This window comes from Lysinibacillus sp. NPDC093692 (genome assembly GCF_050280125.1).
In the GTDB taxonomy this organism is placed as follows: Bacteria; Bacillota; Bacilli; order Bacillales_A; family Planococcaceae; genus Lysinibacillus.
Window position 1 is genome coordinate 48,346 of sequence record NZ_JBNNUW010000013.1, and the last position, 15,857, is coordinate 64,202.

The 15,857-nt window shown below is 36.1% G+C and carries 12 protein-coding genes and 1 other annotated feature; of the genes, 5 read left to right on the forward strand and 7 right to left on the reverse strand.

Annotated elements, in window-relative coordinates:
- Positions 1 to 114: 114 nt before the first annotated feature.
- The 3 genes from argS to ACQKN4_RS14940 all read right to left on the reverse strand — a co-directional run bounded on the left by argS (position 115) and on the right by ACQKN4_RS14940 (position 5,246).
- Positions 115 to 1,788 (reverse strand): arginine--tRNA ligase, encoded by a 1,674-nt coding sequence (gene argS / locus ACQKN4_RS14930; RefSeq protein WP_079562287.1) that lies wholly within the window; start codon positions 1,786 to 1,788, stop codon positions 115 to 117.
- Positions 1,789 to 1,906: 118 nt separating this feature from the next.
- Positions 1,907 to 2,126: a binding site (T-box leader), on the reverse strand.
- A 158-nt stretch (positions 2,127 to 2,284) separates the two neighbouring features.
- Positions 2,285 to 4,168, reverse strand: coding sequence for an FAD-dependent oxidoreductase (locus tag ACQKN4_RS14935; RefSeq protein WP_427484050.1), 1,884 nt, complete (start codon positions 4,166 to 4,168; stop codon positions 2,285 to 2,287).
- A gap of 763 nt (positions 4,169 to 4,931) precedes the next feature.
- Positions 4,932 to 5,246 (reverse strand): hypothetical protein, encoded by a 315-nt coding sequence (locus ACQKN4_RS14940; protein WP_427484051.1) that lies wholly within the window; start codon positions 5,244 to 5,246, stop codon positions 4,932 to 4,934.
- 871 nt (positions 5,247 to 6,117) lie between these two features.
- Between ACQKN4_RS14940 and ACQKN4_RS14945 the strand changes: the two genes are divergently transcribed.
- The 3 genes from ACQKN4_RS14945 (at position 6,118) to ACQKN4_RS14955 (ending at position 9,079) form a co-directional block, all read left to right on the forward strand.
- Positions 6,118 to 6,351: a hypothetical protein gene (locus ACQKN4_RS14945; RefSeq protein ID WP_427484052.1), complete on the forward strand. Its 234-nt coding sequence runs from the start codon at positions 6,118 to 6,120 to the stop codon at positions 6,349 to 6,351.
- Positions 6,344 to 7,126 carry a serine hydrolase domain-containing protein gene (locus ACQKN4_RS14950; protein WP_427484053.1) on the forward strand — a complete coding sequence of 261 codons (783 nt, stop codon included), beginning with the start codon at positions 6,344 to 6,346 and terminating at the stop codon, positions 7,124 to 7,126. The genes ACQKN4_RS14945 and ACQKN4_RS14950 overlap by 8 nt, the downstream gene beginning before the upstream one ends.
- Before the next feature lie 348 nt (positions 7,127 to 7,474).
- The gene (locus ACQKN4_RS14955) at positions 7,475 to 9,079 is read left to right on the forward strand and encodes an ABC-F family ATP-binding cassette domain-containing protein (RefSeq protein ID WP_079562284.1); all 1,605 of its coding nucleotides are present in this window, start codon (positions 7,475 to 7,477) and stop codon (positions 9,077 to 9,079) included.
- An 84-nt stretch (positions 9,080 to 9,163) separates the two neighbouring features.
- On the opposite strand, the gene ACQKN4_RS14960 is transcribed toward ACQKN4_RS14955, so the two are convergent.
- Positions 9,164 to 10,507, reverse strand: coding sequence for an MFS transporter (locus ACQKN4_RS14960; RefSeq protein ID WP_427484054.1), 1,344 nt, complete (start codon positions 10,505 to 10,507; stop codon positions 9,164 to 9,166).
- 42 nt (positions 10,508 to 10,549) lie between these two features.
- Entirely contained in the window at positions 10,550 to 12,109 is a 1,560-nt protein-coding gene (locus ACQKN4_RS14965) for an AMP-binding protein (protein ID WP_427484055.1), read from the reverse strand.
- A gap of 175 nt (positions 12,110 to 12,284) precedes the next feature.
- Here ACQKN4_RS14965 and ACQKN4_RS14970 point away from each other — a divergent pair, with 175 nt between their 5' ends.
- The gene (locus ACQKN4_RS14970) at positions 12,285 to 12,884 is read left to right on the forward strand and encodes a TetR/AcrR family transcriptional regulator (protein WP_427484056.1); all 600 of its coding nucleotides are present in this window, start codon (positions 12,285 to 12,287) and stop codon (positions 12,882 to 12,884) included.
- Positions 12,885 to 13,042: 158 nt separating this feature from the next.
- On the opposite strand, the gene ACQKN4_RS14975 is transcribed toward ACQKN4_RS14970, so the two are convergent.
- Positions 13,043 to 13,516 carry a DinB family protein gene (locus ACQKN4_RS14975; RefSeq protein WP_427484057.1) on the reverse strand — a complete coding sequence of 158 codons (474 nt, stop codon included), beginning with the start codon at positions 13,514 to 13,516 and terminating at the stop codon, positions 13,043 to 13,045.
- 496 nt (positions 13,517 to 14,012) lie between these two features.
- Between ACQKN4_RS14975 and ACQKN4_RS14980 the strand changes: the two genes are divergently transcribed.
- A complete protein-coding gene (locus tag ACQKN4_RS14980; RefSeq protein WP_427484058.1) occupies positions 14,013 to 14,822 on the forward strand; it encodes a S1C family serine protease in 810 nt (269 codons plus the stop codon).
- A 121-nt stretch (positions 14,823 to 14,943) separates the two neighbouring features.
- Here the strand turns inward: ACQKN4_RS14980 and ACQKN4_RS14985 are convergent, their stop codons facing one another.
- The gene (locus ACQKN4_RS14985; RefSeq protein WP_427484059.1) at positions 14,944 to 15,819 is read right to left on the reverse strand and encodes an SDR family oxidoreductase; all 876 of its coding nucleotides are present in this window, start codon (positions 15,817 to 15,819) and stop codon (positions 14,944 to 14,946) included.
- Between the last annotated feature and the right edge of the window lie 38 nt (positions 15,820 to 15,857).

Sequence of the window (15,857 nt, forward strand, 5' to 3'; positions counted from 1 at the left end):
CCTTTGAATTCTCACTATACCCTTTTACCATTTTTTCTAGTAATGGTCAATTTCCATAGCTATTACTAGTTGCATGTTGTAGCTAGCACGATGTTGTAGACACACTAATCGTTCTTACATATTTTTAGGTGCGGCAATGCCTAATAGTGCTAACGACTCTTTTAACACAATGGATACACAAAGACAAAATGCTAATCTTGATTTTATTTGGCTGTCATTGACCAATACTTTATTTTGCGCATAATATTTATTAAATTGACGTGCTAATTGTAAAGCGTATTTAGCAATTTGTGATGGATCAGCTTGTTCAAAGGAGTTAGTAATTACTTTCGGAAACTGTTCGAGTAATAAAATAACAGGCCATGCTTGCTCACCTAATGCTTCGAGCGATACTGCATAACTTTGTGCATCTGCTTTTGCCAAAAGAGATACGATACGTGCATACGTATATTGAATATATGGCCCTGTTTCACCTTCAAAATTCATCATGTGCTCAATAGAAAACTCAATGTCATGAAGACGATCATTTTTTAAATCATTAAAAATGACCGCTCCTACACCAACCTGTCGTGCGATACTCTCTTTATGCATTAAATTTGGATTTTTTTCCTCGATATTTCGTTTCGCCGTAGCAATTGCCTCTGTTAGTACATCTGTTAATAGAACGATCTTTCCTTTACGTGTCGACATTTTTTTACCCTCTTTTAATATCATCCCAAAAGGCACATGCTGCAAGTCTTTTGCCCAATCATACCCCATCTTCTCAATGACCTTAAATAATTGGCTAAAATGAAGTGATTGTTCATGTCCTACAACATAAAATGATTTTTTAGGGTCATATTGCTGTTTACGATAAAAAGCAGCTGCTAAATCACGTGTAGCATAGAGCGTAGCACCATCAGTTTTGGTTATTAAGCATGGAGGCATATTGTCTATTTCAACGACATGAGCACCCTCGGATTTCACAAGCAGTTCTTTTTCTTCCAATTCCTTAACAACAGCAGCCATTTTGTCATTATAGAACGCTTCCCCAGCGAATGAATCAAAGTCAATTCCAAGCAATCCGTAAATGTTTTTGAATTCTTCGAGTGATGCATCTCTGAACCATTGCCAAAGAGCTAACGTCTTTTCATCCCCATCTTCTAATGCTTTAAATGCGGTACGTGCCTGTTCATTCAGTGAATCATCCTGCTCCGCTTCTTCATGGAATTTTATATAAATTTTTAGCAGTTCCTCTATTGGGGCAGCTTCAATCGTCTTTTGATCTCCCCATTTTTGATAAGCGACGATTAATTTACCAAATTGCGTTCCCCAGTCACCCAAATGATTAATGCGAATTGCTTTGTAGCCGTTTTTCTCGGCAATATTGGCCAAAGCATTACCGATCACTGTTGAACGTAAATGGCCCATAGAAAAAGGCTTCGCTATATTAGGTGAAGAAAAATCTAGCACTATATTCCCTTTTGACTCTTGTTGAGTCCCGTATAAATTTTTCTCTTTTACAATTTGACTAAGAACTTGTTGAGTAATCGTAGGCTGATGATAAAAAACATTGACATAACCACCTACTACTTGAACTTCTTGTATGCAATCGCAGCTTATATTATTTTTTATGTCTGACGCGATAGTGTGAGGGGACTTTCTTAATTTTTTGGCTAGCGTAAAGCACGGGAATGCCAAATCCCCTAAGTCCAATTTTTTTGGTTTCTCCAGTAAGTTTTGAACTTCAATAACGGACAGCTCATTATTTAATGCCTCAGCTATACTTTTTGCAATTTGTCTATTCATATTCATTCTCCTCTCTATACATAAATCCATTTTCTTGTAGACAAACAAAGCGTCCATATTTTGAATTGTGCACGGACGATTCATACTAAATGAAAATAAAAAAAGCCCTCGTCTCTAAAATAGAGACGAGAGCATAGTTATCCCGTGGTACCACTCTAGTTGCCATATAATATGACCACTTTCCATTGTTAACGAGGTGACTCCCCGATATTCTCTACTACAAATTTGAGAACCTTCTCCAAAGTGCGTTTCATTTATGGCTCCTGCATTAGGCTCACACCATCCCTAATTCGCTTTCCAGTTGCTCCATAAACTACTCTCTTCATCTCAGAATTTAACTGTAATTTCAAATTATATTACAGTAGTTCCTTTTTTTAGTCAACTGTCTTTTGATTTTTAAATAATTGAATCGATTCCAATGGTGTATTTTGGTAGTAGGCCAAATTACGCGTACATTAATACCGTATCTAAAAGGAAAAGGAACATTCCCCACTAATTAGTGGGAATGTTCCTTTTCTGCATAATGGATGACATCAGCCATTATGGCGTACAACTCTTTTAATTTTAATTCCTTGTTTTCAGTTAATCTTTTAGCTAATTTTTCACTGATAATCCCTTTTTCAATCAATACATTCCAGTTGTTATCACTTGACTTTCCTACTAATACTTCCGCCAAGTGTTCTGCGACTTCATCTCTTTTAATTGGGTTTTTTTCTTTTTTAGCTACTTTATAGATAACGACATCCAGCTTATCCCCAAGCTCGTTCATTTTCTCTGGACTAACACGTTGAACGCCCTCTTTTAGCATTTTCGCAAACTTAATCTTTGTTGCTGTATCTTCAACTTTTAAGTCATTCGAATAACCACCGACAACGAGACCGTAATTGATTAAAGTTTGAATAGATTTATCATACCATTCATTTTTATAAGGATAATCCATCTCAAAAGAATCTACAAAGGCTCCTTGTTTCTTCAAATCTTCTCGTAAAGTATTAATGAGTTTTTTGTCCTTGCTCATTGCTCTAAAGGTTACGTCTTCTTTAATGGCTATCGCTGCTGCTGCTCCCGCTGCTTCACCTGTCACCATACCCGTTGGAACGACACGTGCACTTCCAGCTGCAAGTGATGAATAACCTGCTGAACGACCTACAACAAGCAAGCCATCGATTTCTTTCGGCACTAAAGAACGGAAAGGAATTGCATATTGATTTGGAGCTGAAATAACATATCCATAATCATGAGGCGTTTGCGCTTGTACATCAACTGGATAAGCAGCTACGCCAATGCTATCCCAATGATCACTATTCTTCCAAACATCAGACATCGGTAATTGGTATTCTGCCCAAATATGTTTTGTTTCGCGGACGTATAGTTCCTCCGGATAACTCACAACTTCTGCATTTTCAAAGCCAGGAAACTTCTCATGTAAATATTTTAAAATATGTTCAGTCTCTTTCTTCCCTTTTTCAATTGCTTCCTGTTTAGAAAGTTCATTCAAACCATCGATTCCGAAAATTTGTAAAGCATTAATATAATATTCATCATCTACTTTTGCTAAATTCAAGCCTCGTAATCTCGTACCTTCTAGTACTGGCTTATAGTCATCATGAAGCTTTGTAAAGCCCCACATAACTGAATCATTTAGGTGAGCACCACCAAAAGTATTTGAATTTGCTTCTTTTTTCACCTTATCCCAATCAACATTTTTTAAATGTAGCATCAAGGTAACAGCCATTCTCTTATCCTTAATACCAATATCTTCTCCACCCATGAAAAATGGAACTTTTGACATTGTAGCAAAATCAGCATCTTGTGTAGCATCAATGAATGTCTTGCCTTTTACAGCATACGTACCATATTTATTTTTTAATTCCACTGATGTTAGCTGATTTGAATCAAGATTGGCATTAACGACTTCTGTTTGTACAGAAAGCGTTAAATTTGGTTCTTCATCGACAAGCTTTTTAAAGGCAGCCTTCGCATCTACAATTCCAAAGGCATCTTTCCCTCTAACTAGGTCGTGCCATTCTTTAAAAATACCCATACTGACTGGTCGTTTAGAGTCATTTCGAGGTATATCAAGGAAATTGAGCATTCCATACGTAAATAATCCGCCTAATTCTTCACGCTTTTCTACTAAAAGTGTTTTTGCACCATTACGAGCTGCTGATACTGCAGCAGCAACCCCTTCTGGCTCTCCACCAATGACAATTACATCATATTCTTCATTTATCGTTTTTTCCGGAATTGGCTTTTCATAGTTTTTCACAAGTTTTTTATGTGCCATTTCACTTCTAATATCTGTTATAAAATAATAACTTCCTATACCTAGTACAATTACTACTATTAATATGGCTGATCTTACCAAGCCCTTACCCATAACATACCTCCAATAGATAAAATTCCCATCTGTATCTCTTGTTTATAATCATGATCACCTTTTGAAAAAGTTGACATGACATATTTATATAGTTATTAACTGTTTTACATTTCAACGTGAGTTCGTAGCAAACCTAATAGGTCTTTACAGTCTAGGTACTTTTCAAAATAGTTTTTCACACAGTAGATAAAATCGAATCCACCTAAAATAACTTACCTTGGTGAGTTCAAGGGTTTTCATTTCCTATAACAAGTGGTGCCATTTTGGACGGCACGGCATGAAAGTATGATGAAATAATAGTCTTCTACTGACAGTTACCTATACTGATATTCGTAGTGGCAAATCATTGGGGTTGGAATAGCAGCAGAATATCAACTTTAAGAACTAACCAAATGCATTTAAAGCATAAGAAACAATAAATATGTATGTATAATCTAAAACAAAAAAAGATACATAATCATTCTAGCGATATTGTAACAATGAAGCAACTAGAACCTATTAAATTGTTGTAGGTCTTTATGATTGTTTTTTCATTTTCCGACAGAAATCTCCATTTCAAGGAATGTAATGGGCGCAGCTAATGAGTAAAGTATACCTCCATCATGATGAAGCTTTTGATACATAGTTATTTATTATTGTCCGCTTTCCCACCAAATAAATCTAATTCCATTACTTCTGAATTCGCCAAATCTCCCACACTAATGTCAAGCCTGTATTTCTTGTGAAATAAATGCCTTCCTCAACATGGCGGAAGGCAAAAGACTTATTTTTTATTTTCTAAATAATTACAGAAAGGACAAAGATGATCTCTATTTATAAAAATAGCACTGAACATAAATGACCATGGAATATCATCGGTACATCTTTCACATTTATCATAATAAAAAGGTAATAAACCATTTTCTATAAAGACATGCCATTGTTCATCTGATAATCTTCCAGGTCCGTTTTTTATGGCAAGTATCGATATTTCCAGCACTTCACCATCGTAAAATCTATTTGTACTAATTAGTTTCTCCACATAAGAAATGAATTCAGATGGTTCACTTAATATTCTTTGTTTTAATTCTCTATGCATAAAAACCCCACTAAATTAAAGAAATTGAAAAAGAACAAGTCTCATTTTTTCGAGTACCTGGAATAAATCTTTCATACTAAATACTTACGTTCAATAATTTTCATCAATGAGACACAACGATATGGATTTAATCATCAATTTAATAAAAAAGCATTTCTACATTATCGTAAAAGCTTATATAAGCGTCATGTCCTCAATTACTAGATGTTCATGCATTATCAATCCTTTCTAACTCATCCGCCAATGTCTCATTATGCTTTGTGTTTGCTACCAATAGGAACAAATGTTAAAAGAATAAATACAAATTATAAACCCTTAAAAATGTATCTTTTATAATATATTTTTTTCATTCCATACCATTTCATTCAGATAAAAATTCACACCTAGTTAGGCTGTTAATGACCTGTTTAGTCTTCCAATGTACTTCAAAGCTAATAATTGACGCTAAGACAGTCACTGAACTTCCTCAGGTAACAGCTTGGATTGTTCAATAGTTTGTATTACTTCTTCTAAAATGTTTATAACTCTTTCAGCTTTTTCTACAATGTATGTATTACTTATTCCCTTGTGTAAATATTATATGGTATTTCAGGTATAATTTGTATAAAATAAAAAATAGAGACACAAATTAACATATCCCTCAGTGTGTATGTAATTATCCGATTGTAATACTCATAACGTTTGTTTTATTTTTATTTGTCAAACCATCTATCGTCCATCCTCTGACTTTTAAATAAGCCCTTGTCTAACTTACCCAAAAAAGCTTACATATTTTTAAAAATTACATCCCTGATTCAAGATCATAATAAATTGGTAATTTTTCCGCGTATCTAATAAGTAGGAAGTGTTTAAAAAGCTATATAGAAATAGATTGCGAGGTATATATGAAAAAATCATTAAAATTTCTTCTATTATTATTCTTGTTATTGTAGTCGTGTCTATAGTCGCTTTGCTATTATTTGGACGTAACAACCATAGTAATTTATCTGGAAGCTTTTCTGAAAAAATCGAGCAATATTTGATAAATGAAAAATTTCAGGGTACCGTCCTAATCGCAAAGGAAGATGAAGTGTTATTTACAAAAGGTTACGGATTGTTTGACTGATTTACCTAATAGCCCAAGTACGCTCTATCAGATTGCTTCATTATCTAAAACATTCACGGCAGTAGCAGTCATGCAACTAGTAGAAAAGGAACTTCTAAACTTAGATCATCCAATTTCGCAATACTTTCCAGACTTTCCGAATGGAGAAACTATTACAATAAGTCATCTGCTAAGTCATAGCTCGGGAATTCCGGACTATCTAAAGGGAAATTTTGATTACAGTAAAGAATGGATTCCAATTGATATTGTAAATACCGTTAGTGATTCTGAATTAGAATTTACCCCAGGTACAAGCTTTAGTTATAGTAATACTGGTTATGTGATGTTAGGACTTATTATTGAAAAAGTCAGCGGACAGCCCTATGCAAATTATATAGAAGAACATATTTTTGAGCCGAGCAACATGATTAATTCTATGTTTACAGTTCCGGATGATTTACCCAAAGCGGAAGGACATATAGAGGGGAAAGTCGGACCATTAATGCATAATTCTGCTGCATATGCAGCTGGGGATATCATTTCTTCAGCTGAAGATTTAGAACTGTTTGATCGAGCCTTGCGTAATAATGAATTGATCAGCAAAAAATCTTTAGAGCTGATGGGTATGACCCATGCTAAAAAGTTTCCGAATCAATACGGATTTGGTTGGTATACACAAGATGTCATGGGGAAAAATGCTGTTGGGCATCCAGGAGGATATCCAAGTGGGTTCCGTCATTATGTTACACGGCTAAATGACGAAGAATTAACAGTGATCGTTCTTAGAATGAGATGACGGTGAATTCAAAAAAAATCAAACGTCACCTTATATCCATCGTTCTTCAGCAGCCAATTTGGATATGGGAAGAGAAACTTTAATGATAAAAGCCTTTTCTCAAGTTTGAATGAAATAAAGCCCCTTCTCACTAGAGAGCGCTTTATTTCATTAAACCTGTTCTTTACAATTGAGACGATTAAATACATAAAAAAGTATATGTATTCACTTTTTATTAACATTATCCCCACTCTTACCCCGCTCAAATATTTGACAACACATAACCAAACGTTGATTTAATAATGTTTATAGACTATGGTACATATTTCATGATATACTAGTGCCATTGTGAAAAAAGGAGGAACTTGCATGATTCAAGTAAGTAATGTAGGTCTTCGCTATGGCGATCGTAAACTATTTGAAGACGTAAATATAAAATTCACACCAGGGAACTGCTACGGTTTAATCGGTGCAAACGGTGCTGGTAAATCAACATTTTTAAAAATTCTTTCTGGTGAAATTGAAGCGCAAGAAGGACACGTATCAATGGGTAAGGACGAACGTTTATCAGTTCTTAAACAAAACCACTTTGAATACGATGAATTCAATGTATTAGATACAGTTGTTATGGGGAACAAACGTCTTTGGGAAGTAAAATCTGAAAAAGACGCTATCTACGCAAAAGAAGACTTTTCTGATGAGGATGGCATGCGTGCTGCTGAATTAGAAGGTGAATTCGCTGACCTAAATGGTTGGGAAGCTGACTCAGAAGCAGCAACATTATTAAACGGGTTAGGAATTGGCGACGAGCTTCACTATATGCTAATGGCTGACCTTGAAGGTTCTGACAAAGTCAAAGTATTATTAGCACAAGCTCTATTTGGTAAACCAGACGTTCTATTACTAGATGAGCCTACCAACCACCTTGACTTAAAAGCAATTCAATGGTTAGAAGAATTCTTAATTAACTTTGAAAATACGGTTATTGTTGTATCCCATGACCGTCACTTCTTAAATAAAGTGTGTACGCATATCGCGGATTTAGACTTCTCTAAAATCCAATTATATGTTGGTAACTATGACTTCTGGTATGAGTCTAGCCAATTAGCACAAAAAATGATGGCAGACCAAAACAAGAAGAAAGAAGAAAAGATTAAAGAGCTACAAGCATTCGTTGCTCGTTTCTCTGCGAATGCTTCGAAATCAAGCCAAGCGACTTCTCGTAAGAAAATGTTGGATAAAATCGAGCTTGACGACATTAAACCTTCTAGCCGTAAATATCCATTCATCAACTTCCAAACTGGACGTGAAATCGGTAACGATGTTTTAACAGTGGAAGGTCTTACAGCAAGTAATGAAGGCGAAACACTATTTAAAGATATTCGCTTTTCAATGAACAAAGAAGATAAAATCATTTTACTTGGTAATCCAATGGCAAAAACAGCTCTTCTTGATATTTTAACGGATGAAAGAAAAGCAGATGCTGGTACGTTCAAATGGGGCGTAACAACTTCTCAAAGTTACTTTGAAAATGATCACGATAAATACTTCGAAGGTTCAGAGAAATCATTAGTGGAATGGTTACGCCAATATTCTCCTGATGATGAAACAGAAAGCTTCTTACGTGGCTTCTTAGGTCGTATGTTATTCTCTGGTGAGGAAGTAAAAAAATCACCTTCTGTACTTTCAGGGGGAGAAAAAGTACGTTGTATGCTATCTAAAATGATGCTTGCTACAGCAAACGTTGTTTTACTAGATGAACCAACGAACCATCTTGATCTTGAATCTATTCAAGCACTAAATGAAGGACTTATGCGCTTCAAAGGTGCGATGCTGTTCACATCTCATGACCATCAGTTCATCCAAACAATTGCGAACCGTGTCATCGAAATCCGTGAAGACGGTACAATTTTAGATAAACTATTAACTTATGATGAATTCCTTGAGTGGAAAGATAGCCAAGGCTTAAGCTAATATTAAAAGGGTTCTCCTATTCAAAAAGGAGAACCCTGTTTTTTTATTGCTATAAAGCTTTCCTTGTAAAAATAATGTCCACGATTACTTTGTCGATGTTGTCATTGCCACTTCCACTTGAGTATCTGAAAGCTGTTCATTTTCTTGTACTTTCTCGACAGTTTCTTCATATTGAGTGATGATCCGTGTATCAGGCGAAAATACTGCAAGTAGCAATGATATTAGAAGCCCAGCTATCATCAAACCACCAAATAAATACGGTGAAGCCCCATACTCTGTTGCTAAAGAAGTCCATAGCATTGGTCCAAAACCGACGATTGCTGCTGCGATTTGATAGCCAAAGGATAGCCCCGTATAGCGAACATTCGCTGGGAATAATTCAGAGAAGAACGTACCTTGCGTCGCGAAAATGGCTGCCCATACGACACCAAGTAAAACGACTTGTAACATAAAGAAATAAGTTGAACTGACCGGAATCATAACGAAATAAGGAATAGCTAGCAATAACATTGTGATAAGGCCACCGATATAAATTTTCTTACGTCCTATAAAGTCTGAAAAATAACCAACTAGTGGAATTGTGACTATCATTGTTGCACAGCTTATTGTTAAAGCAAATAATGCGACATCCCTTGTGTAGCCAATATACGTCGTCGCATACACTAATATAAATGACATTAAAAATACATTAAAGAATCCGTCCCCTATTTTTAATCCAATAATGCGGAAAATGTCTTTTTTGTTATATTTAAATACTTGGACAATTGGTAGCTTAGCTAGTTCACCATTGTCTTTTTTGCGTTTAAATTCAGGTGTTTCTTCAATCCCGCTTCGAATCCATATCGCTAATACGATTAAAACTGCACTAAATAGAAATGGTAAACGCCATCCCCAGGCCATAAATTGTGCTTCAGTCGTTAATGAAGAAATAAGCGTAAAACTAAATGTCCCTAAAACTAAACCGATTGGAACACCAAGCTGCGGAATAGAGCCAAAAAAGCCACGCACACCTTTTGTAGCCGATTCGGTAGCTAGTAACACAGCACCTCCCCACTCACCCCCAAGTGCAATCCCTTGAATAAGTCGCAAAATGACTAAAAGCATTGGCGCGAGTAACCCCACTTGCGCATAAGTAGGTAATAAACCGATCAAAAAAGAACTACCGCCCATTCCAATTAACGTAAGCATAAGCGAGGCTTTCCTTCCGACACGATCACCCATATGTCCAAAAATTAAACTTCCAATTGGTCGTGCCGCATAGCCAGCTCCAAACGTAGCAAATGCAATTAAAATCGAAATTGCTGGATTAGTCGAAGGGAAAAATAGCGTTGTAAAAACTAATCCTGTTGCCGTTCCATACAAATAAAAATCGTACCATTCAATAATTGAGCCTGCTAAACTTGCTAATAATATTTTCACATTTTTCATATAGCCCCTGCTCTCTACAGTCAAATTTTTATATCATTCGCTTTAACTAAAAATAGCGTTACGTAAAACATGCTTTTGAATTTTGCCAACTGGTGTACGAGGGAAATCTGTCACAAATTCAATACGATCCGGCACTTTAAATTTTGCGAGACGTTCCCGACAATGTGCAATCAACGCCTCTTCACTAATAGCAACGCCAGTCTGTAAAATAACATAAGCTTTAATAGCTTCATCACGCATATCATCTGGTACACCGATGACTGCCGCTTCAAATACGAATGGATGCTCTGTTAATACACGCTCCACTTCATTGGCTGCCACATTTTCCCCTGAACGTTTAATCATATCCTTTATGCGATCAACAAAATAAAAATAGCCATCTTCATCTATTCTGGCGTTATCCCCAGTCAGTAGCCAGCTATCTTTAAACGTATCGTTTGTCGCTTGCTCGTTCTTAAAATAGCCTTTCATTAACGTTCTACCAGGTATCCCTTTAACGGCAATTTGACCAATCTCCCCTTGATTTACGGGAATCCCATGTTCATCGACAAGCTGAACCTCATAACCAATGCTTGGTCTACCAATACTCATATTTTTTCGTATTCCAAATAGAGGATTTATTAGTGGAATCCCGACAGTCTCGGTCAATCCATACAGTTGCAATAACCTCACATCAAATTGTTCTTCAAACTGTATTAATTGGTGTTCTGCTACTAACTGTGCAAAAAGAATAAGTCGTAGCGGGTTATCCAGCGCCTCTTTTTCATAATCTTTCGCTAGAATCATACGAATAGGTGCGGCAAATAAAGAGCCGACTGTTCCACCTAATGCCTTTGCTTGTTTAAAATAACGCGAAGCACTAAATTTCTCCGTAACTGCAATGCCTGCTCCTACCATGATGGCAGACATCGTGGAGTAATATTGCGCATTCCCATGGAAAAGCGGTAGGACAATAAATGTTCGATCTTCAGGTGTTAAAGCGATTGAACGTGCCATTAACTCCCCTGTGTAAATATAATTAGCATGTGTCACTTGTACACCTTTTGGTTTGGATGTAGTCCCAGATGTATAAAGCAATGCCACAATATCTTCTGCGAAAACTGTTGGGAAATACACATTGTTATCGCTCTCATCTTTAATGAGCTCAGAGAAATATAAGACACCATCAGCGTTATCTAGTTGTCTCGTAACAATAATATTTTGTATAGTTGGTGTTTGAGACTGTATACTAACAAACTTTTCGATATAGTCCTCTTCCGTAATAATAAGAACAGCTTCGGAATGAGCAATAATATAAGACATCTCATCCGCCGGAGATAAAATATTAGTTGGCACCATGATGCCACCAATTTCAGCAAGAGCGAACCACGCTGTAAAAAACTCCATATTGTTCGGTAAATGCAACACAACATGATCCCCTTTTTTAATGCCCAGCTTAAGAAGTGCATTACTGAAGCACATAACTTCCTGATAAAAATCCCCATAACTTTTTTCGAAATAAATTCCGTTACGGTCCTCAAACCGAATAAAACTTTTTTCAGGCTGTTGCGCAACTCTCTCCCTTAAAACAGAACGTAATGTTCTATTTCCAATTAGATCCATGATCTACACCCCTTTTGAAATAGTTTCATAGACTATAGTCTGTATATTAATCGTCAAGGCAAATATTTGTCAATATTATTTCAAATAATTCTGAAAATAAGTTAATAACATAAACGAGTATTATGCTAAAGTTAAATAGCAAATCTAGTGGAAATGTGGTGATGTTGCAATGAAGATGACAAGAAAACAGCAGGCTCAAGAAACGAAGAAACATATATATTTAACAGCGCTTACATTATTCCAAACGAAAGGCTTTGATCAAGTAACGGTCGATGAAATTGTTCAGAAAAGCAACAGCTCAAAAGGAGCATTTTATGGTCATTTCTCTTCAAAGTACGATATTTTCCTAGAGAAGTTTAAAGAAATTGATCATTTTTATGAAGAATTTACGACTACACTGCCCGTAAGTCTTTCCTTCAAGGAAAAGGTAATCTCATTAATTGATGCACAAATGAAATATTTAAAAGATGATTTAGGAATGGATTTAATGCGGTCTGTTTACAAAAGTGGCTTAATTGAAAACGAAAGAAATTTCTTTTCTAATTCTGAACGCAAATTGTATAAAATCTTGCATTCATTTATACAAAAAGCAATTAAGGATGGCGAATTATCTGTACAAATAAATGTGCAGGAAACTGTGATTTACATTACTCGTTGTATGCGAGGTTCTTTATATGACTGGTTAGTTTTTGGAAAAGATTTTGATTTGTTACAAGAAAGTAAAGGCTTTATTGCAATATTTTTAGATGGTTTGCTATTAAATAAGGATCGTTAATAATTTGAAGCCAATAACCAATTCTACTTTAAACGAAAATAGGCACTTCCTATTTACAAATAAATTAGGATTGCCTATTTTCTCGTTATATGTAATTGTTTTTCATATTTACGAAAAATAAAAAAAAGACAGATACATTGAGTATCTGCCTAAAACGTCTACTTTTGCATTTCTTTCGTTGGTCCCATTATGCCTGGTACTGGTAAGCCTGCTTGACGTAGTAGCACCGTCATTTGTCCACGGTGATGTGTTTGATGATCGATTAGTACACGTAATAATGCACCTCTAGCAATTGGACCAGTGAAGCCTTTTACTTCTTCCAGCAAGTCCTCATTTGATAGCTTTGCCGCTTCCTCTTTCACACCATTTGCTAGTTTTTCGTAAGCAGCTACTATTTCAGCTGCTGTAGATGGAATTGGATCTTCTTGACGAATCATAGGCACCTGTAAACCTGCTAAATAACTGAAATAACCAGCAGCACCAACTAAATGCCACCCTAACCAGCCTAATGAACTGTGACCTTCTACAATGCTTTGCTCTAGCTTTTCATCTGTTACGGCTTTTAATACTTGAATAGTACCTTGTGCTGATGCTGACCACTCATTTAAAAAATCATCTACTTGTCGATACATTTAAATGCCCCCCATTTTCGTAAATTCATCTCTATCATATTAAATTAGAAACTCTCTTACAAGTTTCTAGTATCCAATTGACATAATATTATTATTTAAAATCAAATGCTCTTGTTGCTAACACATCCTTTTGTACAGTATACCGAGCATTATTTTTTGTGATCGGCTTAATGCGTCTAGCAAATAGATTACTCTTGTAAACTGGTTTTCATAATATTCGTATAACCTCTAGACTTCACGTATAATGAAAGAAAAGAACGGAAGACGTTCTATGTAAAATGGGAAATAACTTAAACTATTCAATCGCCCTAGACTTCTTTTAGATTAACACGCTCTAGAGGGTACAATGACCACAACGACATATTCTGTATAGAAGCCATGATGTTGACACGAATATGGAACGTTTTGCATTACACCTACCCTACAAAAATTGAATAAAAATTATTTCACAGGCGTCCTGCTTGGGCGCTTTTCATTTTGAGTAAGGAGGCCTTTTATGAGTGAAATACATAGATCAACAAAAGATGAAGATTTGTCCGAAGAAGAATTGATTGAGCTTGTCCTCGCGGAACAGGAAAAAGCGTTAGCACAAGAACAAGAAGAACGCCTCAAAGGGAAAAAGCCCAAAAAACAAAGACCGATTGTCAAATGGATTGTCTGGAGTATGGCATTTGTGTTAATTTTGAATACATTTGCACTTATCTTTCATATTTACTCCATTCCAGCGATTGAATTTTTGAAAGTGTCTACTCGGTTATCAACACAAGAAGATATAAAAACATATAAAAAGGCTGTTGTAGAGATCTCTACAGGTTCTAGTAAAGGTACTGGTTTTGTGATTTCTTCAGATGGACTTATCGTAACCAATGCACACGTTGTAGATGATGCACAATCATTAATCGTTGTTTTCCCTGAGGAAGGATTAATGGGTGCCAAGATAGTGGAAAGTTACCCCGACGTAGATTTAGCATTATTGCAAGTAACTGGTGATGATCTACCTTCCCTTTCACTTGCTAAAAATCCGAGCTATAGCAAAAATGAGCATGTGTATTTCATTGGTAATCCACTAGCCTTTACGGGCATTGCAAATGAAGGTACATTACTGGAATCAACATACCTAGAGGATTGGCAGGAACCTGTTATGATGATGGATGCCCCTGTTTATCGAGGAAATAGTGGGAGTCCAGTCATAAATGCTGATGGCGAGGTTATCGGGATTGTCTTTGCAACGGCGAAAAAAGATCCATATGGCCGTGTCGGTTTGTTTATTCCGGTTGAGGTGTTACAGCGTATTTTAAGTAAATAATACCTATAGCTACAATTCGGTTGAAAACATAATTGTTTAATTCTTCAGAAGTAAAGCCGTCTAGTCCTTTTGTATAAAAATGACCTTCTAAATATAATGAAGGTCATTTTTTTGATTAATTTTAATTTCCTGTTTGAGAAATTTCACTAATAATATGACTAAGAGCTTCGTTTATCGGTGTAGCATGGCGACCAAGTAATCTTTCTAAATCGTTACTTTCAATCTCTAAACCACCTTCTCGAATACCTTTTTGCGTGTTTACGAGCATAGGAAGGTATGCTTCTGGTACACCTGCACCTTTCATAATATCGGCATAAGTAGCATCATCGACTTGTTGTACATGAACTTCTTTCCCTAATACATTTCCAAGAGCAGAAACTAATTCCTCTTGCGTCATTAGCTTCCCAGAAAGCTCATAAATTGTATTCTCGTGTCCTACCCCTATCAATACATTTGCTGCTGCCTCCGCTAAATCTTGTCGAAGTACCCAGCCTACTTTTCCTTTTCCTGCCGATGTAACCCAAGGTGCCCCTCCCATCGCACCCTGTATGCTCCCAATTTCATTTTCAAAATACCAATTGTTTCGTAAAAATGAGTAAGGAATACCTGTTTTCAAAATTGCTTCTTCTCTGGCTCTATGGGATAAAGCGAGGAAAAAATCACTTTCATTTGCATTTGTTACGCTAGTATAAGCAATAAATTTCACTTGAGCACGTTGAGCAGCAGTTACGGCATTCGTATGTTGTCTCATTATTGTTTCATAATCACCAAACGTAGATATTATTAAAACTCGATCAATTCCTGAAAAGGCAGAATCTAATGTTTCTGGTTGATCAAAATTTCCGTGTCGAACTTCTACTCCGAGAGCTCGCAATCCTTCTGCTTTCTCCGGATTTCGAACACTAACGGCCAACTCACTCGCCGGTATAGCTTTTAATAATGCTTCTACAACCTTTGATCCTAGTTTTCCCGTTGCTCCTGTAACTAATATTTTCATATTTTTCCCTCCAATTAGATTTTTATATTGAAAAATAA